Here is a 19,177-nt window from a genome sequence, read left to right on the forward strand (position 1 = left end):
GATAATAACAATAATTATCATTATGCGGCGATGCACTTTGCATATCAGATAATTCCCGCCAGCGTTTTTCTGATAGCGCTTCTCGCAGGACAGATAACGTGACATTATTCAACCCCATGACTTTCACGGAATTAATGGAATATCTGCCATGACCCGCAGCGGAAAGCTGTTCACTGCGACAACAGTGCTGCTGCTGTCAGTCAGTGTCACCTTATTTCTGACCATCACCCATTGGTTACCCCGGCTTGCCGGCGTGTGGCTACCGGCTAACACCACCCTTCATCTGGACAGTCATGTATCCTGGCGCAATGGTGGTTTGTGGTTACCCGCTGTGAGCTATCGTGTGGGGACATGTGAAATGGTCACTGTCCGCAGTTTGTCACTGAAAAGGAGTGACGGGCGTTGGCAGTTACATGCCGGAAATGTGGAGATAAACAGCGATTGTGCCAGTCAGTTGCCATCGGGCAGCCAGGTACCCTCCCCAACATCACAGCTCGACTGGCCGTCTTTATTACCAGCCGCCGACGTGGCGATCGAGCGGCTGGCTGTCAGTCCCTGGCAGGACTGGGCGGGTTCACTGCAACTCAGACTGGACAGTAAACAGCAGCGGGTCAGCTATCAGGGAAAAAATGTCAAGCTGCAAGCCATGTTACAAGACCAGCAGCTTAATATTTTGTCACTTTCCGTTAATGTTCCCGGTCTGACGCAGCCGGTTACGGTATCCGGCAAGGTAACGCTGTCAAAGAGGCTTGACACTTTGCCTGAGTCTGGTGCTTTGCAGGCGGGGCTGACAATGGAAGATATTCCACATCCGCTAAAGGCGAATCTGAACTGGCAACAGGATCAGGGTGAACTGACCTTGACGCAGAAGGATGACGGGATGTCCCTGTTCAAATTGCCCTGGCAGGTTACATCGTCGCAAATCACCGTTGCGCGGGGACAATGGCGTTGGCCTTATGCCAGTCAGCCGCTGTCAGGGGGAATTAATCTCTCACTGAGAAACTGGCGGCTGGGGCTGGCGCAAACTGACATCAATGGACGTCTTAACATGCTGACACAGGGACGTGGCGGAATAGGTAACATGGTGCTAACCCTCGGCCCGGGACGCCTGGACTGGAGTCACAGCCAGTTACCGTTTCGGTTGACGGGTGAAAGCAAAGTGTCTCAACTGCTTTTTTTTGCTGCTATCCCGGGCGAAGTGCAGGGGGCGTTGCTCGATCCGGTTCTGGCGCTTAAACCCGGTGCGTTGCTGAGAATGCGTGGAAGATTGCTCTCAACACTGGACGTGGATGAGGCGCGTTGGCCACTCTCCGGCGTCATGGTGTCCTCTGCTGGCGTCATGGGACGATTGCAGGCCATTCTGACCGCGCACGATACCAGCAAAGGTCAGTTTCGTTTACATCTGGATGGCCGGGCAAACAGTTTCTGGCCTGATAAAGGTCAGTGGCAGTGGCGGTATTGGGGGGATGGGGTGTTGGCGCCTCTGCACGCCAGCTGGGACGTGAGTGGTAAGGGAAAATGGCAGGACAAATCGATCGAATTACAGTCCCTGTCGACCGGTTTTGATCAGATAAGCTACGGCAGCGTCAACATCCATGCACCAAGACTGACGCTGGAAACACCGCTACGCTGGCAGCGTGATCGGACCGGGCCGTCTTTCAGTGGCAAATTGCGACTGGCGGCGCAACAAACCACGTTCAGCGACGGTGGATATCTGCCGCCAGCAACGCTGGTGATGAACCTCCATGGGCGTGATCCCGGTTCTTTTCTGCTGAAAGGCTCGTTGGAGGCCAGTCCGATTGGTCCGGTGCGCCTTCAGGGGCGCTGGGATGGAGAGCGCCTGCGCGGCCAGGCATGGTGGCCTGAACAGCCGCTGACGGTATTCCAGCCGCTGCTCAGTAACGCCATGAAAATGAAAATTCAGGGGGGCACGCTGAAAGCCCAGATGGCATTCTCTGCTGCTAACGATCAGGGATTTGAAGCCGGAGGGCACTGGGTGGTTAGCGATGGTAGTGTGTTTATGCCAGATAATGAAATCATTGGCACAGACTTTTCTTTGCCGTTCCGGCTTAAAGCCCATCAGTGGTATTTTGGCAGCAAAGGACCGGTATCGTTACGCATCAAAGAGGTAAAAAACCAGTTTAAATTACAGAATATTACGGCTGATTTACAAGGCTGGTATCCCTGGAGTCATCGTCAGCCACTGCGTCTGATGAATGTTGGCATGGATGTGCTGGGTGGAAAAATGCGCCTGGAAAACCTGCAAATGCCACAGACCAGTGCGGCAACATTGCGTCTGAAAAATATCAGTATGAGTGAGCTGGTGACCGCACTCAGACCGAAACAGATCGCTATCTCCGGCCATATTAATGCCGCGTTGCCGCTCTGGCTTGATGATGCCCACTGGCTGGTCAAAGACGGATGGATTGCCAGCAATGGGCCATTGACCTTACGGCTGGATAAAGACTTTGCGGATGCCATCTCAGCCAACAACATTGCGGCAGGTGCTGCCACTGACTGGCTACGCTATATGGAAATTTCTCACAGCTGGGCAACTGTGGATATTGATAACCTCGGTCAGATGAACCTTAAGGCACAGGTCAACGGTACCAGTCGCTTTAGCGACAAAAATCAGCGTGTGTCGCTTAATTACACCCAGCAGGAAAACCTGTTTCAACTGTGGCGAAGTCTTCGCTTTGGCGACAATTTACAATCCTGGCTTGAACAGAATGCCACCCTGCCAACGCACAAGGAAAATAAACATGATACGCATTAGTCTGCTGGTGCCTGCCGTCATTTTGCTGCTCAGCGGCTGTATACCGCGCATCGAAGTGGCAGCACCCAAGGAGCCCATCACAATAAATATGAATGTCAAAATTGAGCATGAGATTCATATAAAAGTGGATAAAGACGTTGAAGCCCTGTTAAAAAGTCAGAGCGATCTGTTCTGAGGAGCGTCGGATGAAAAAACTAAAAAGTCTGCTTTTAACTCTGCTACTGCTTTCGCCGTCGCTAATGGCGCTGACGCTGGATGAAGCGAGAAAGCAGGGGCGAGTTGGTGAAACGCTGTCGGGTTATATTGCCGCAGTAGAGCAGGACAGCGACACCGTAGCCCTGGTTGCAAAAATTAATCAGCGGCGCCAACAGCAGTACGAAATGCTGGCGCAAAAAAATAACCTGACGGCGGCCGACGTCGGGCGAATAGCGGGACAGAAGCTGGTTGCGCGCGCGGCGCCGGGAGAGTATGTACGCGGTATTAATGGAAAATGGCTGCAAAAAACGCCCTGAACCGCATACTGTCGGGGCGTTTATATGTGTGACACACACATCATGTGTATTCGCGCAGATTTGACCTGACACAGCGATGGCACACTGAACGGCAGAGGTTGCAAAGACTCTGAGCGGCTCTGTCGTATTAACGCGTCGTCAGGTAACATGCTGTTTTTTGTGATGTTGCCTGACTATGGTTCTGATTCGAAAATCTTTCCGACGCCTGCATTGTCCTGGCGATGTTATTGCATAGTGTGTCCGCTGTCATCTGGTGTACTCGATCACTGCAGGAAATGATGAAAGAGCGTGGTATCACTGTTGATCACTCCACGCTTGACCGGTGGGTAATACGTCTGGTGCCGGGGCTGGGCGGTGGGGGGCAGCATAAACCAACCGTGGGTCGCCGGTGGCGAATGGCCGACATGTATATAAAAGTCAGAGGGCAGTGGAAATTCCTCTACCGCGCTGTTAATACTGATGGTCAGAGGCTCTTTGTGTCCGCACCCGTGCAGACACGTGCGGTTAATTGTTGATTTGCATTATTTTGATATCAAATTTGCTGCAGTCGTTAACGGTGCACAGGCCACTAAACCACAGCTCTCCATGTGGACCAACCATAACGCCTGTCTCTTTTGCGAATAAATCGGCGTATCTCTGATCCAAAATGATTTTTACCAGCCGATTGGTGAAAATTTTATCGTAAACTTTAATTAAAGCACGGTTGTCAGCAATATCGATGGCTTTATGGCTGACCGTAACGGTAAGGGGATAATCGACCATTGCCGCAACAGCTTCTTTTTCTTTAACCGCTTTTTGAAGTTTATTAAACACGTTGTGGTATTGCTCGTGCGAATTTAAACCCATAAGGGTATCCAGCCGGGCATCTGTTTCATTATCGCTGCCTGCAAATACCGTCAGGGACAAACTCAGGGTTAACAGCATAGCGACTGATAATTTGTTAAACATATTATTCCTGCCTGAACGGGGCGGCTTCTTCAAGCTTTCTTCTGTACAGATGAGGTGGAATTGTTGGTTTTCCGATTTTGTGACCTTTTGCGTCATGTTTGAAAATATAAATATATTGCAACATTTTATCATATACTGCTTTCATGCCGCCACGATGGGCCGCTTCCATAACTGCTGAGGGATTCGATGCGTGAGACCAGCGAGCCCGTGTCAGGCGATGATGGGGCGCGCCGTGCTGTTTATTGATGACGGGATCAGTACTGACGGGGAAATGGGTAAAAATGGTGGTCATCCATTCTGTCGGCAGTCGCGCAGGCTGGATGGCGCAGGAAACTGGAACGTACTAATGAAGGCCGACAGGAAGCCATGCTGAAAGGCCTGCGGTTTGGACGTAAGCGCGGGCTATGTGCTGTCAGGGAATCGGAGCCACCGGGATTTCCCGGCAACTCCGTATTGCCCGTTTCACTGTTTATAAAATTATCAAAGATGAGAGGACTGGCTAAACCCTCTGCTTCGGGAATTTATACGATCCCCGGCAAAGAATCTCATTATTTATATACAGTAACCAGTTGCATAACTTAACCAAAAAATTAATGCTAGGAGGATCTCTGTCTTTTTATTTGACTATTTTCGAACATTCTTTTTTAAGCTTATGAGCTACCGATTGGAATGGGGATTTTTTGAATTTTAAATTGTTTATTTCTGACTTTAATTTCTTTAAATCTGTTTTTTTATTATTTATCGCATCGCTTAAATTTTCGTGTTCCGCTCGAAGGGAACCAAGTGCTTCATTTTTTGCAAAAATCAAGCCCTCCAGTTTGTGTAATTGATTTTTTGATTCCAGGAGTTCATCTTCGTTATCTTTAATATCGATTTTTAATATGGTGTTTTTCTCAGTTAATCTGTTATTTTCCTTGTTTAGTCTGATGTTTTTATCCAATAATTCTACTGTTGAGTTTCTGACTTCATGTATCATAGCAGGTAAGGGTTGCTTTTCTATGACGACATTTTTTTCGGTTTTGGTAAAAATATCACCAATGTTATTGGTAATGTGGTCACATGATTTACCACATAAATTCATCATGATAATTTCCTGTTAAAATTTTTTTCGAAGAATACACTGAAATAAAAGCCACTTTTGTATATTTCTTGAGAAGTTTTATGAAGCGCTATCAATCTATTTCGAATGACGCTGTATAAAATGCACAAGTCACTCATTTATAGCTATCAAAAAACGATTATTTTTGGCGGCGATTACTGATTGCAACATCTAAATAGCTTATACATCGAGTCTCACTGGCAGCGTCGTAATTCATGTCAGCACCTCAAAAAGCGGTCAAAAAAATATTGCCGCCCTGGTGCCAGAAATTTCGGCGGTGACGGTGCCAAACCTCATGGTGAGAATATCGCCCGCCTTTCTCCGCTTTGCAATGGGCATATCAAAATGCCTGGTGATTATTCCGTTACCCTGACAAAAGGCCATGAAAAGAAGCATTAGAGGAGGAGAATATTGCCTAACGTCACTGAGCGTCAGACTCCTGAGATAACCGTAATACGCATGGAGTCTTGCCAGAAGCCTTTCCGGGTAGGGGGGGGATATGGTTTTCCTCCAACACAGCAGGGAGGCGTTTTGTCACTGTGTTACCCCGTGACAAACTCATGCCAAACTCCAGCAGAAAGGCATGCATCTGAACCGTGGTTTTAACGCGCTGCCGTATCAAACAACGCCTGACCCGGTGTGGTGCAGATATTGCCTGCTGGTCTTCTTTCCGGGGTGTCTCAAAGCGCATGGAGGGACGGGAAGCTGCCTGGCAGATAGCTTCAGCATCAACAAAATCGTTCCTGTCACTTTTGACAAATGGGCGGACACTGATGGCCCAACAGAGATAGGGTTCCTGCCATATAATGCGCCCCCGTGCTGGGCTCCATTACCACGGAACAGACCGGGCTGGTTGCAAGAAAAGTGGCGAGTTGAGAGTGGGAAAACTTTTTACGAAGCAGGGCATTGCCTTACCGATCCTGGCAATTAACATGAAAGGAATGTTTACCCAGTTCAATACCCACAAGCGTGACATTTTGCATGACGGAACCCTCAGGAAAATGTCACCCTGCCAGCGTACCGCTCACAGGGTGACCATTTCACTAACAGGCAAGTTGACAAGCTCGTTTGCAGTCTCAACGCCTGATATCAGTTTTTCTCAGCCAGGCTTTTTTCCATTCGTGTAAATATCAGGCCGGGTAATGGTCCATGCATAGTTTTCCTGATTTACAGGCTTGTAGCCAAACTTTTCATAAAGCCAGGAAGCGGTTGATGTGAACAGCATGATCCTGCGAAGCTGCCTGAACAAAGGGTGACTATGTATGCATTCCATAAGCCATCTTCCAAGTCCTTCCCCCTGATATTCTTCCAGTACATAAACATCACAAAGATAGGCGAATGTAGCGTGATCGGTTATCAGGCGCGCAAAACCTATCTGGTGTTCATTATGGTAAAGGCCAAAATTAAGACTTTTTTCAATTGACGCAGATACAATGTCCAGATGAATGCCTTTTGCCCAGCTTGATCTTGTCAGATACCGATGGATAGCCTGCACATCCAGCTTTTCTCGGTCGGTACTTACCTGGTAATTAACCTTATGCCATTCATATTTCTCTGAAATGCTCACTTTCGTTCCTGCCTGTCAGATTCACGGAAATCTGACCTTATTATTCCATGAAAAAATTGTAGTTCGGAATCGCCAGGGGTGAGGTGGTACTTTTGCTTATATCTGTCCCAGATAATCGCTTTCTGTCCCGGTGTGTAGTTAATTCGCGTTCTTCGTTTCATGGCAATCTTCCCCCTTTGATTAAGGATAGCGTGGCATCGAGCCGTTGAACTCACAATTCAAACCAGGCTGTCAGGTTTGATGATGTTCTGTCCGCGAAAGCTGTCATATCAGGTCCGGGCTGATACTGACCATTCCCGTGTCCTGTCCCGCCGATGGCTTCAGCGCTGGCTACACTGTCAGCACCACTGTTCAACAGCACTTTCCTGAGTGCCAGCCTAAGTTTTACTCATTCCTAACATTCTTTGTTACAAGTTTACATTCATGTTTTGTTTCAAAGAGGTAAACTCGCTTAACTTTACCTTGTCTTATTTCTGCAACATCTTGACGTGGCAGTATGCAGAGCAAATCCGGTCTGTTTCTGGCATCACATTCACCTGCAACAACAACGACGACACAGATGAAAAAACTGCATTTTATGACCCAGTACCGGGTTTGTTGTTTTATCGCTTTTTACATCGGAATTGTTTTAAATCTGCCGATCTTTTTCCGCCGTTACCACCAGCTGCATTACGATGCCGCTTTATCAACCGCCATTGAGGTTGTGGCGGCTTTTTCGCTGGTGCTTTTTATCACCTTGCTGGCCTCTATGGCGGGGCGCCTGCTGTTTCGTATTTTACTCTCTTTGCTGGCACTCATTTCGGTGACGGCCAGCTACTACATGATCTTTTTTAATGTCGATATTGGCTACGGCATTATTGCTGCGGTAATGGCCACTGACAGTCTGGATTTATCAAGGGAGTCAGTTGGCTGGAATTTCGCACTCTGGCTGATACTGGTCAGTCTGTTACCGCTGCTGGTGCTGTGGCTGACGCCATTGCCTGAAGCTGAACTGGTTCGCCGCAACGGCCTGGCGTTTCTTCGCCGTGGCGCTGTTATGCTGGCCGCAGGCGTATGCTGCTGGCTGCCGCTGAAAGTGATGGGAAATCATCAGGAAGATCTCGACAGGCAACATAACCGGATGATGGCCAGCTATGGCGGGGTGGTGGCAGGGAGTTATTCTCCTTCAAACTGGCTCTCCGGGATGGGATTGTTGGCTTACAGTAGCTGGAGTCAGGCGGAGGACAGTCGCAATCTTTTCGATCCTGCATCACACTTCACCTACATCCCGCCAAAGGATGTTAACGATCTTTATGTGGTATTTGTGATCGGTGAAAGCGCCCGCCGCGATCACATGGGGGTCTATGGCTACAGCCGCGACAACACACCGTACCTTGATAAAGAAACTCACCTTGCGGCATTACAGGGTTATTCCTGTGACACTTCCACCAAGCTGTCACTGCGCTGCATGTTCGTACGTGAAGGCGGCGCTTCTGAAGCGCCGGAGCGCACGCTAAAAGAGATGAACGTGTTCACGGTGATGAAAAAACAGGGCTTCTCTTCAGAACTGTTTGCCATGCAGAGTGAGGCGTGGTTTTACAACAAAGTAATGGCCGATGACTATGCATTGCGCGAAACCATCCAGTCTGAAAAGCGTAACGTAGGTAAACCCATTGACGATATGGCACTGGTCAGCGAACTGAAAGATTCCCTCGACCGGCATCCGCAGGGTAGACATTTGGTGGTGTTGCATACCAAAGGCTCGCACTATCTCTATACCGAACGTTATCCACGTGAGTTTGCCCGCTACCAACCGGAATGCAGAGGTATAGACGATCGCTGTTCAGCACAGGAGATGATCAACGCTTACGATAACAGCCTGCTTTACACGGATTTTGTGCTGGAACAGGTGTTTAATCAGCTGCGAAACCGTAACGCCATCGTGTTTTATGCCTCGGATCACGGTGAGTCTATCTCGGAAAATATGCATTTTCACGGCACCCCGCGTAATCAGGCACCCATCGAGCAGCGTTCCATACCGATTATGGTTTGGGCATCGGACAAGTTCCTGCAACAGCCTGCTAATGCGGCGGCATTCAGCCAGTTGCAGACGCTGGCAAAGAATAAAACGCCGGTTTTTCACGAAAAGCTGTTTGACAGCATCCTTGGCTGTAGCGGGTTTACATCACCGGATGGTGGGATAAATGCATTGCGTAACTGGTGTCACGTCACTCCGTAAAGGTGCCTGAAAGCCCACAGGCAAAAGGAGTTTGCCGGAAAGAACAGCTCAGACACGTGCGCCTGCGTGTCCGGGAATGGACAAAAAATACGCAGGAAAGGCCCGGCTCAGGGGATGACAGTCCTTAAGTGGCTGTCATCTTTGCCTGAAGGGCCACAAGCAGGTATTCTGTTGCCCGAATTTACTGAGACAGCTTCCATTGAGGTCGACATGATTATTAAACCACGCATCCGTGGCTTTATCTGTGTTACTGCCCATCCGGCGGGTTGCAAAGCTAACGTTGAGAAACAGATTGAATACGTCACCAGCCACGGTCATATCGCCGGTGGTCCAAAGAAAGTACTGGTGATTGGTGCTTCCACAGGTTACGGTCTCGCAGCCCGCATCTCTGCTGCATTTGGCTGTGGAGCCGATACCCTGGGGGTGTTTTTTGAGCGCCCAGGTGAAGAGAATAAACCCGCTACTGCAGGCTGGTACAACGCCGCTGCTTTTGAAACTGCCGCTCAGGCAAAAGGATTATATGCCACCAGCATCAACGGTGACGCTTACTCTGATGAAGTAAAACAGAAGACCATTGAACTGATTAAACAGGATCTGGGGCAAGTTGATCTGGTGGTGTACAGCCTGGCAGCGCCACGCCGAACGCACCCGAAAACCGGGGAAGTGTTTAATTCCACCCTGAAACCCGTTGGTAAGACGCTGGTGACCCGTGGTCTTAACACCGATAAAGAAACCATCACCGATATTACTCTTGAGGCAGCTTCTGCGGAAGAGATCGCCGGTACGGTCGCAGTGATGGGGGGGGAAGACTGGCAAATGTGGATTGACTGCCTTAACGCGGCAGGGGTTCTGGCTGATGGGGCGAAAACCACCGCCTTTACCTATCTTGGCGAACAGATCACACATGATATTTACTGGAACGGCTCCATCGGTGAGGCCAAGAAAGATCTGGACAAGCGCGTGCTGTCAATTCGTGAGTCGCTGGCTGAACAGGGTGGAGATGCGCGGGTATCGGTGCTGAAAGCGGTAGTAACTCAGGCCAGTTCTGCTATCCCGGTGATGCCACTTTATCTGTCATTGCTGTTTAAGGTGATGAAAGAGAAGGGTACTCACGAAGGCTGCATAGAACAGGTCTATGGCTTATTCAAAGACAGTCTGTATGGTTCATCACCGGTTATGGATGATGTGGGCCGTCTGCGCGCTGACTATAAAGAGTTGCAGCCAGAAGTACAGGACGAAGTGGTCCGTCTGTGGCCAACCGTCAGCAATGAAAATCTCAATGAACTGACCGATTTCGTCGGTTATAAAACAGAGTTCCTGCAGCTGTTTGGTTTTGGTCTTGAGGGCGTTGATTATGATGCTGACGTCAACGCTGACGTGAAGATCAATCACCTGGTACAGATGTAACTTTCACCGTGTAACATACCAGAAACACAACCGATCAGGCAGGCTGCCTTTTACTCTGACCGCTGTTGCAGCGCGGAGTGACAGGCAGTCTTTTTCATTCCCGCAATGACGTTTGCCACCAGACGATTGCCAGTAATCCGAAAAGGAACACCGCACTGATAAACGCCCATTTGCGTGGTGGTTTGTGGTGGGATACCGGGCCTTTGCCCATCTGTGGTGGCATAAAATTCACTTATCTTAGCCAGACACCAAAGTAAGCTCCCTTGATAATCAGCAGGGGGGAAATCCTGCCACCGTTTTGTCATGTCAGTTCCGCTTCTTTTCTGCGAAAACACAACGAAAATCTCTGATACTGTCAGGTAAGACCATTCGGTTAATTCAATGTGTTGTTTATATTTCAGGAATTATCCTAATTAACGCATCTGGTCAGTGCACTGCATTTATCGACCCGAAGTGAAACAAAATATTTCATTTTCGCGGCGTAATTTTAACGCCGTCTGATGTATTTTCTGTAATATTAACGGCTCACATTCTTGATAAAGTACCTTGTCAGATAAAACATAAACCGTTCATTTTCTGTTTTAATGACCAGACTGAGGGCGATTTATAAGGGCCATTAATAGTCAGACGGCTGGTTCAACTGTTTAATTACATTGGTTATAAAATGCCTTCCGCAAGGCAATGATTAGCAAGTGCATGCTAATTTTTGTTCGTCAAAATTTTTTATTTAGCTATTCTCTGGTTAACGTTATTACCGAGACTGCGTTGCCAGCGTGATAAAAAGGTTTTGTTGGTTGGCTAATGAATCTGTGGTATAGGATCCAATTGCCAGTCCGCCTGTTGGCTGCAATTATCCAGTGCAACTGCGGTTAATCCTTATCAAACTGAAACAATATGAGGTGTTCATGGAATCTGGAAGAAGACTTTTCATAAAAAAAGCCACCCTTTTTTCAACGGTAGTCGCCAGTGGTCTTTTAACGGGCATTCCTTTTAGCGCCGGGGCAGATTCCGGGCTTCTCAGCAAAGAGGAACGTGATGAACTTTCTCCAGATGAAGTCATTGCAAGGATTAAAAGTGGTAACGACAGATTCAGAAAGGGTGAAAAACTTGAGCATGATTTCCTTTCTCAGAAACGAAGCAGTCGGAATGGGCAGTATCCGATTGCGGTAATCCTGGGATGTATAGATTCAAGGACCCCAGCTGAAATTATCACCGATACAGGCATCGGGGAATTATTTAACTGCCGCGTGGCAGGGAACATAGAAAATGAAGATATTCTTGGTAGCCTTGAATTTTCCTGCGCGTTATCAGGGGCCAAAATTGTTATGGTAATGGGGCACACTAAATGTGGTGCAATTAAAGGAGCGGCATCGGATGCAAAACTGGGTAATCTCACATCGCTGCTTGAAAAAATCAAACCGGCAATAGAAAAAACAGATTATTCCGGTGAGAAAGACGTTAACGATTATCAATATATTGATGCTATTGCCAAAACTAATGTGCAGCTGACAATCGAAAATATCAGAAAAAAAAGTCAAGTTCTCGCTTCGCTTGAAAAAGACGGAAAAATTAAAATAGTCGGCACCATGTACCATCTTGAAGGTGGTCGGCTGGAATTTCTTTAGTGGCTGATGTGATCAGACGCTATTGAGCAATCGCTAGCGGGTAGTTTTGCCAACCCGCCACTTAGTTACCCAAAACTGAAACGAGTATCTCTGTATGTAGCCACGCTTCGGTAATGCCGTAATAAAGGATCTTTCTCGACATTATCTGCACTATCGCCGTCACAGAAATGTGTCGGCGATTTTTTTGCGCTTATTTAAACATGCTGTTTATTGTTTACCTGGCAGCTTTCGAGCAGGTTTACCATCGCCCGCAGATTGGCTGATGCGGCGCCTCTTTGCCATACCAGCCAGATGGCTATTTTCCCCCTCTGCTCGGCGATTGGCCATGCCTGTACGCTGTCGCGGCCCGGCATGTTCTCCAGCATACTCAGTGGGATCATCGCCAACCCAGCTCCTGCGCTGACGCAGGCAACAATGCCATGATAAGACTCCATTTCAAATATTTTTCCCGGTGCTGAAGCCGAGTCGGCAAACCAGTTTTCAAATAACCGGCGATAAGAGCAGTTGGCGCGAAAAGCATATACGGTTGCACCGGCGATATTTTTTGCGCTGGTTACCGGCGGATGATTGAGTGAGGATATAATCACCATCTCTTCCGGGAAAACCGCCACGCCTTCCAACAGTGGATGCCTGGGCGGCCCGTCAATAAAGACCGCACTGAACGATCCTGCAAGCAAGCCTTCGATCATATCTCCCGATGGCCCGGTGGACAGGTCCAGCTCCACTTCCGGCCATGCCTGATGATAGCGGGCAATCAGCGGTGGCAGATGTACGGCGGCGGTGCTTTCAATCGCTCCGAGAGTAAATATACCGGCAGGCTGTTGGCCGGAAACACGCTGGCGTGCTTCTTCAGTCAGTGCAAGAATACGGCAGGCATAATCCAGCAGGGTTCTCCCTGCATCGGTAATATGCAGGCGGAGTTTTTCGCGGGTAAAGAGTTCAGTCCCTAACTCTTCTTCCAGCTGACGAAGACGGGTGGATATATTTGAAGGTACCCGATGCAGCCGCTCGGCAGCGGCTGTGACACTGCCCTGTTCAGCAACGGCGCGAAAAACTTCCAGTTGAGTCAGATCCATCATCATTCTCATTTCGAGTAAAATATTTTCATTATTATTCATTTTTAAGAAAAGAGCAGCAGGATTATCCTTAACGGCATAGGATTTATTTATCTCTTACATCAGCTTCACAGGAGGGCGGTTATGAGCACTGCATTTTCCGTATCACAGAATCCTTACAGCGGTGAAATTTTACAGCAGACACCATTTGTCGATGCCGCTGAAGTGGAAACCGCGTTAGATCTTGCAGACAGCGCTTTTCAGTCATGGCAGTTCAGTGCCATACCAGCGCGTTGTGAATTACTGTTACGTATCGCTACAGGGTTGCGTAAGCAGGCGAAAGCGCTGGCGGAAATGATGACGGCGGAAATGGGCAAACCGGTTACGCAGAGTCTGGCAGAAGTGGAAAAATGTGCGCGCCTGTGTGAGTGGTATGCACAACAGGGGCCGGGCTTTCTCGAACCTGAACCCACCCTGGTTGAGGATAATAAGGCATTTGTACAGTATTTGCCGCTGGGTCCGATTCTGGCGATAATGCCATGGAACTTTCCGGTCTGGCAGGTTTTGCGTGGGGCAGTGCCGATCTTTATGGCGGGAAACAGCTATTTACTGAAGCCAGCGCCAAACGTAATGGCTACCTCGTTGCTGTTGCAGAAAATTCTTGCTGAAGCCGGTGTGCCTGAAGGGCTGTTTGGCGTAGTGAATGCGGATAATGATGCGGTCGCGGCAATGATAAAAGATCGCCGTATTGCGGCCGTCACCCTGACTGGCAGTGTCCGTGCAGGGGCTGCCGTCGCCACCCTTGCCGGGGCAGCGGTTAAGAAGTGTGTACTGGAGCTGGGTGGCGCTGATGCCTTCATCGTGCTGGCTGATGCCGATATCGATGCAGCGGTAAAAGGAGCGATAACGGGGCGCTTTATCAACAGTGGGCAAATCTGCATTGCGGCCAAACGCATCATTGTGGAAAAGAGCGTGTTTGCCGCGTTCCGTGACAAATTTGTAGCGGCGGTCAAAGCCCTTACGGTAGGCGACCCCCTTGATGAGGCCACGTATATTGGGCCAATGGCGCGTTATGATTTGCGTGATGAGCTGGACTCGCAGGTGAAGGCCACGCTGGCTGAAGGAGCAGAGTGTCTGCTGGGTGGTCATATTCTTCCCGGAGAGGGAAACTTTTATGCTCCGACCGTTCTGAGTAACGTGACGCCCGGCATGACCAGTTTCAGTCAGGAGCTGTTCGGGCCTGTTGCCTCACTGATTGAAGCACAGGATGCCGATCACGCTGTTGCAATGGCCAATGATTCTGAGTTTGGCCTTGGCGGCAGTTTATGGACCCGGGATGCGGTGAAAGGCCGCCAACTGGCAGCAAGGATTGTTACCGGAAGTGTGTTTATTAATTCACCCAGCTTCTCCGATCCCCGCGTGCCGATTGGTGGCGTGAAAAAAAGCGGTTTTGGGCGGGAACTGTCACATTTTGGTATCCGTGAATTCACCAATGCCCAGACCATCTGGCAGGAATCATAAATATCAGTTTTGTGCCATGTTAATGGCTAATCGGCAGCCGCTTATCGTGTTGCTGAAAAAGGATGACCAGCCGGGCTGGCATCCTTTTGTCTGCAAGAATCCGGCCTTGCCCGTCAATACCTGGCTGGGCCGGAGCACCTTAAGCGCGTTGATCCTGAGCAGGTTTGATTTCTCTGAATCGTATCTTATTAAAAATCATAAAAGTTTTTGACGATTACCGTCAGCCGCCGTGGTATTGCTGGCCACTGGAAATTACTGCATAAAACTATTTCATCGCATTATGCAGCTAAGAGGTATCCCGGCGAAGTTTAAATGCACCCCCACAGAAAAAAGCTCTGGGAAACCGTACGCCTCTAGCCATTTACCCTGGTCTGAACGAGTAATGTCCCCAACATTGTCGTTTTTAGCCCTGATATCGTTTGCCGACCAGCATTAAAACGATGGCAGATTAGCAGATATTAAAAAAGCCTGATGACGTTATTCCACAGGCTTCAGAACCGGTAAATCAGATGTCTTTGGTCAAAGTCTGTTCAGCGGAATGCCATAACGTTGACCGTTGACCCTGATCACCAGCTGGTTATTATCAATCCTTCCCCGAAACAGCAATTCATTGTCATTGTTATACCCGATACCCACCTGACGATTACCTATCCACGTCTGGTTGAAGCAGTTAACCGCGGCATTTTCAATCTCATTAATTTTATTTTGGTCCTCAACCCTTTGATATTTTTTATCGAATCTGAATGTCACACCGTTGTTAAATCTGTCCGGTGAACTGGTGGTGACAAATGCTTTAACCCATGCCGTGTATTTATTAATTTTCAGGTAGATGTTTACCCGGTTGTTGCCAGCGGTCTCCAGATGTACCCGCGTGACAGGAGAAGAGCCCACACAGGACCACGACCCGGTTACGGTTCCCTGCACATTATGCAAAAACAGCTCAGCACGCCCCTCAGAGGTTCCCGGATCAAAGTCAGTCTGGGTTTGTCGCATGACATACCATTCAGAACTGCCAATCAGTTTAATCTGCGTCTGTGACTGCCAGTTCTCCATATGCATCTGACCAAGCAAAAACCAGGCTTCATCCTGCCTCTGGTTATCCATATACTCGGTTGATGAAACATAGTCATAACTTATTGATCCCTCGATGCGCGCACCGTGGTTTTCAAACCATGTCCGGCCCATTTCCCATTCACTCAGCCATTTTTCTCCCTGATCGCTGGTATCAATCCAGCTGCCAGCCTGTAAATTCAGTTGAGTGGAGATAATTCGGCAGTGATGCGCTTTCAGCGGATTTGGACAGGTCTCGATGTTCAGTGCGGTTATTGTCCACTGGCCATTGGAAATATCGCCCGGAAATTCAGTATGTTCAATCCAGCCATTCCAGATAAGAGATTGTGATGATCGTGTCAAATCGATCATCGGACGTTCTCTGCCATGCTGAATATTAAAGTTGCTCAGTTCAATCGCCGTAACATGGTGCCATGAGCCAGCAATCTGATCGGACCATCTTGCATAAACCACCGTTTCATGACAGTGCGAAGCATAGAACTGGTCGATTTTACAGTCCAGAGTGTCCAACAGGCTCAGGCTGCGCCCCCCCATATTCTTGAAGATCATACAGGAAATGCGCAGGAACTGGCCGCCAGGGTTGGTATTTTCATAAAATCCTTTTTGGTTACGCTGCCCGTTGTAATCACTGCGACCATCAATCGCCAGGCCGGTGATTTCAACAAAACGGGCTTTAACCCTGAACATGAAGTTGCTGTCATTATTGGATACCAGGTAAGTATTGTTGTGATAACCAAAATAGACGCTTTCACCTGCCAGTCGGAATTTGGTGGCATCCCAGCTAATAAAGTCATCGGCAATATCGAACGAGGAGATAAAGAAGCGACCGGCAGGAAACTTAATACCAATATCTTCATTCAGGCGCACATCACCCGTCAAAATACGCGACCATTCCCACATGCGTTTTACTGCCTCAACGCAATCGGTCTGACCATCTGGTATTGCACCAAAATGCGTGACATTGAGGCGGTTAAGGTCGCTGATATAGCGCCGCCAGCGTTTCCCTCCCTGAGTGACAAAAATATAACCACCATCATCCGGCGACCTCCAGTCTCCCATGTCACAACAGAACAGACCGCCTCCAACCAGTGAGCCGCTGTGGTATTCCAGCACAAGAGCAAGCTGGCCATGTTCATGAGGCTCATGGTTACGTAAATCATTAACATTTTTTATGGTATGAACCGTACTTGCAGTACTTACAGAAAGGGGATTTGGTGTCATGGCATCACTCTCTTTTATAAAATAGACAAGCACATTATATAGGGGTAAAAATGCTTAAAAATCATAGTGCCACCTATTGCTTAAGCCGTTTTGTACCGCCTGATAAATCAATAAAGGAGAGTGCTGCTTTACCACTCAGGATCACCGGGGTGACTGCCAGAGTTGAGCAAAAATAATGCGGAATAAACGCATCAACATTCAGTCTGTTAGTGGGTCTGGTTTCCTGTGTCTGAGACAGTTTATTTTTTTAACCATGACGTTTGTAAAAGTAGCGTGCTGATTTTATTGTTTGCTCTTGTAGTAAAGATATATCATAGATATATTTTATTCTTGTTATGCGAACCAGTCCCGTGCCGTTCAGAGGAGAATGATATTGTCCGAAATTTCAAACCGCATGCCTCGTCGTGTCAGAAACGAACTGCGTTTCCGCCCGGTGGAAGTCATAGCAAAAACATTTGTTGCCGACAGCTTTTACCGTATAGAACTGGGTGGTGAAGCGCTGGTCGGTTTTACATCGCCGGGCTTTGACGATCATATCAAAGTTTTTTTTCCTGATACGGAAACCGGGGTCTTAAACCTGCCTGAGATCACGTCGGACGGCGTGGTATGGAAAGAGGGCCTGCGGCCTGCCGCCCGTGACTACACACCACTGTTTTTTAATGGCATTGACCGTCTGACCGTGGATTTCTATCTGCATCAGTCGGGTCTTGCCAGTGACTGGGCAGCGAAAGCCAAACCTGGCGACAGGCTGGCTGTGGGCGGTCCACGTGGTTCGCTGATTGTCCCGGATGATTATGAATATCAGCTTTATGTCTGTGACGAAAGTGGTTTACCCGCCCTTAAGCGTCGTTGCCAAACGATGCAGGGTTCGTCATGCAGGTTGTACGCTTTTGTTGATGAGGAAAAGGGGCGTCGCTATCTGGGCGCAACACCGAATGTGGAAATCTGCTGGCTGGGCAGTGGGGCAATGCAGGGTAAAGATATTGCTGCACTGATTGCCGAACTGGACAACGTGACGCTGCCGGAACAGGATTATTTTATCTGGCTAACCGGTGAAGGGGCTGCAGTAAAGCAGCTCAGTGACTACTTTATTCTTCATCGCGGGTTACAGGCTGATTTTGTCCGCGCCGTGGCGTACTGGCATCATAAACCGACGGTATGAATCGTCGCTGGGCAGATAATGAAACATCATCAAAACATGCAGGGCGCTTCCTGCCTGCACAGGAAGCGCCGGGGAAAGAGACTCGACGCTGGTGATATCCGGTTGCTAATCCTGCATTTTGTCTCACAGGGCGCGGCTCATGGCTACGAATTAATCAAGTCAGTGGAAGATTTGTCAAAAGGGGAATATACCCCCAGCCCCGGGATTATTTATCCAGCGCTTTCCTTACTTGAAGAGCTGGAATATATACGCAGCAGCGATGCGCTTGCTGGCCGGAAAACATTCTGTCTTACTGCGGAGGGGCAACGCCACCTGCGAGAAAATCACTCCGGTCTGCAAAACATTATTTCCCGACTTTCCTCACTGGCGATCCTGGCGGAAAATCGCAGCCAGCCGGAAGTGGAGCGTGCCATCCATAATATGAAAACGGCACTCAATACCCGCCTTTCGCGGCCCGGTCTGGCGGAGGAGACCCTCTATACGATTATTGATGCGCTGGATGAGGCGGCAAAAAAAATTGAGCGGAGTTAATAAGGCTCCCGTCTGTCAGGGCGGCCGGAGGAAGAAAATCCGGCCAGTGTGCGATGGAAAGAAAAAATTAATTTTCTGTTAATGTTGTTTCTTCATCTGGCTGATATCGAAAGGTAAGCTGGATAACCTGTCAGTGACAGGCTTTGTCAGGATAAAAATCCACCTGCATCATTGCGCCCCATAGGGGCGTACTTAATTCCTCAGAATGCGAAACCAGTGCCTGGGCGTCCATACGATATGATATTGACAACACCACAGCACATGCCGGGTTGCCTGCCTGAATATTATTTTTAATAACCACAATATTTATCAGCCAGATTAGTAAGCACAGAATTAAATGACAGATCAATAATTTGTTCTGATGCAATATCCTCATCCACTGATTTTTTTGCATTCCTTCAGGCAAGCGCATTGTTCGGAAATAGTGCAATCGCGGTGGTAAATCAATGGCAATAAAATAGGTA

The 19,177-nt window shown here is 48.6% G+C and carries 16 protein-coding genes and 3 pseudogenes; 11 read left to right on the top strand and 8 right to left on the bottom strand.

The features are described 5' to 3' along the window. Window positions 1-148 precede the first annotated feature (148 nt). The 4 genes and pseudogenes from EB241_RS08015 to EB241_RS08030 form a co-directional block, all read left to right on the top strand. Entirely contained in the window at window positions 149-2,776 is a 2,628-nt protein-coding gene (locus EB241_RS08015; RefSeq protein ID WP_124232676.1) for a YdbH family protein, read from the top strand. Next, complete coding sequence (locus tag EB241_RS08020; protein ID WP_124232677.1) at window positions 2,763-2,951, top strand: YnbE family lipoprotein; 189 nt, start codon at window positions 2,763-2,765, stop codon at window positions 2,949-2,951. The genes EB241_RS08015 and EB241_RS08020 overlap by 14 nt, the downstream gene beginning before the upstream one ends. Window positions 2,952-2,961: 10 nt before the next feature. Then, window positions 2,962-3,288, top strand: coding sequence for a YdbL family protein (locus EB241_RS08025; RefSeq protein ID WP_124232678.1), 327 nt, complete (start codon window positions 2,962-2,964; stop codon window positions 3,286-3,288). A gap of 175 nt (window positions 3,289-3,463) precedes the next feature. Beyond that, window positions 3,464-3,761: pseudogene (locus tag EB241_RS08030) on the top strand (IS6 family transposase); the annotation flags it as partial. 31 nt (window positions 3,762-3,792) lie between these two features. Here EB241_RS08030 and EB241_RS08035 read toward each other — a convergent pair. Both EB241_RS08035 and EB241_RS21390 read right to left on the bottom strand, forming a co-directional pair. Beyond that, on the bottom strand, window positions 3,793-4,236 hold the full coding sequence (locus EB241_RS08035) for a hypothetical protein (RefSeq protein WP_124232680.1): 444 nt from the start codon (window positions 4,234-4,236) through the stop codon (window positions 3,793-3,795). Between the two features lies 1 nt (window position 4,237). Further along, window positions 4,238-4,405 (bottom strand): hypothetical protein, encoded by a 168-nt coding sequence (locus EB241_RS21390; protein ID WP_233592565.1) that lies wholly within the window; start codon window positions 4,403-4,405, stop codon window positions 4,238-4,240. Between the two features lie 54 nt (window positions 4,406-4,459). Here EB241_RS21390 and EB241_RS21395 point away from each other — a divergent pair. Then, window positions 4,460-4,739, top strand: a pseudogene (locus EB241_RS21395) (recombinase family protein); the annotation flags it as partial. 113 nt (window positions 4,740-4,852) lie between these two features. Here EB241_RS21395 and EB241_RS08050 read toward each other — a convergent pair. From EB241_RS08050 to EB241_RS08060, 3 genes and pseudogenes are all read right to left on the bottom strand, one after another. Continuing rightward, on the bottom strand, window positions 4,853-5,320 hold the full coding sequence (locus EB241_RS08050; RefSeq protein ID WP_124232682.1) for a hypothetical protein: 468 nt from the start codon (window positions 5,318-5,320) through the stop codon (window positions 4,853-4,855). 456 nt (window positions 5,321-5,776) lie between these two features. Beyond that, a pseudogene (locus tag EB241_RS21400) lies at window positions 5,777-6,318 on the bottom strand (IS110 family transposase); the annotation flags it as partial. 116 nt (window positions 6,319-6,434) lie between these two features. Beyond that, window positions 6,435-6,902: a GNAT family N-acetyltransferase gene (locus EB241_RS08060; RefSeq protein WP_124232683.1), complete on the bottom strand. Its 468-nt coding sequence runs from the start codon at window positions 6,900-6,902 to the stop codon at window positions 6,435-6,437. A 559-nt stretch (window positions 6,903-7,461) separates the two neighbouring features. On the opposite strand from EB241_RS08060, the gene eptB reads away from it, so the two are divergent. Beyond that, on the top strand, window positions 7,462-9,120 hold the full coding sequence (eptB, locus tag EB241_RS08065) for a kdo(2)-lipid A phosphoethanolamine 7''-transferase (protein WP_124232684.1): 1,659 nt from the start codon (window positions 7,462-7,464) through the stop codon (window positions 9,118-9,120). A 210-nt stretch (window positions 9,121-9,330) separates the two neighbouring features. After that, complete coding sequence (gene fabV, locus EB241_RS08070; RefSeq protein WP_124232794.1) at window positions 9,331-10,527, top strand: enoyl-ACP reductase FabV; 1,197 nt, start codon at window positions 9,331-9,333, stop codon at window positions 10,525-10,527. Window positions 10,528-10,577: 50 nt separating this feature from the next. Here fabV and EB241_RS08075 read toward each other — a convergent pair whose 3' ends face one another. After that, window positions 10,578-10,832, bottom strand: coding sequence for a hypothetical protein (locus EB241_RS08075; RefSeq protein WP_124232685.1), 255 nt, complete (start codon window positions 10,830-10,832; stop codon window positions 10,578-10,580). A 600-nt stretch (window positions 10,833-11,432) separates the two neighbouring features. Between EB241_RS08075 and EB241_RS08080 the strand changes: the two genes are divergently transcribed. Further along, window positions 11,433-12,152, top strand: a complete 720-nt coding sequence (locus EB241_RS08080) for a carbonic anhydrase family protein (RefSeq protein ID WP_124232686.1) — start codon at window positions 11,433-11,435, stop codon at window positions 12,150-12,152. 194 nt (window positions 12,153-12,346) lie between these two features. On the opposite strand, the gene ptrR is transcribed toward EB241_RS08080, so the two are convergent. Then, window positions 12,347-13,228, bottom strand: coding sequence for a putrescine utilization regulator PtrR (ptrR, locus tag EB241_RS08085; RefSeq protein WP_124232687.1), 882 nt, complete (start codon window positions 13,226-13,228; stop codon window positions 12,347-12,349). Window positions 13,229-13,351: 123 nt separating this feature from the next. Here ptrR and EB241_RS08090 point away from each other — a divergent pair, with 123 nt between their 5' ends. Beyond that, window positions 13,352-14,728 carry an NAD-dependent succinate-semialdehyde dehydrogenase gene (locus tag EB241_RS08090; protein ID WP_124232688.1) on the top strand — a complete coding sequence of 459 codons (1,377 nt, stop codon included), beginning with the start codon at window positions 13,352-13,354 and terminating at the stop codon, window positions 14,726-14,728. A 519-nt stretch (window positions 14,729-15,247) separates the two neighbouring features. Here the strand turns inward: EB241_RS08090 and EB241_RS08095 are convergent. Further along, a complete protein-coding gene (locus tag EB241_RS08095) occupies window positions 15,248-17,020 on the bottom strand; it encodes a hypothetical protein (protein ID WP_124232689.1) in 1,773 nt (590 codons plus the stop codon). Between the two features lie 367 nt (window positions 17,021-17,387). Here EB241_RS08095 and EB241_RS08100 point away from each other — a divergent pair, with 367 nt between their 5' ends. Both EB241_RS08100 and EB241_RS08105 read left to right on the top strand, forming a co-directional pair. Next, window positions 17,388-18,182: a siderophore-interacting protein gene (locus EB241_RS08100; protein WP_199737334.1), complete on the top strand. Its 795-nt coding sequence runs from the start codon at window positions 17,388-17,390 to the stop codon at window positions 18,180-18,182. Window positions 18,183-18,200: 18 nt separating this feature from the next. Continuing rightward, entirely contained in the window at window positions 18,201-18,713 is a 513-nt protein-coding gene (locus EB241_RS08105) for a PadR family transcriptional regulator (protein ID WP_124232690.1), read from the top strand. Window positions 18,714-19,177: the final 464 nt, after the last annotated feature.

The sequence above is a fragment of the Erwinia psidii genome, from assembly GCF_003846135.1.
Taxonomy (GTDB): Bacteria; Pseudomonadota; Gammaproteobacteria; order Enterobacterales; family Enterobacteriaceae; genus Erwinia; species Erwinia psidii.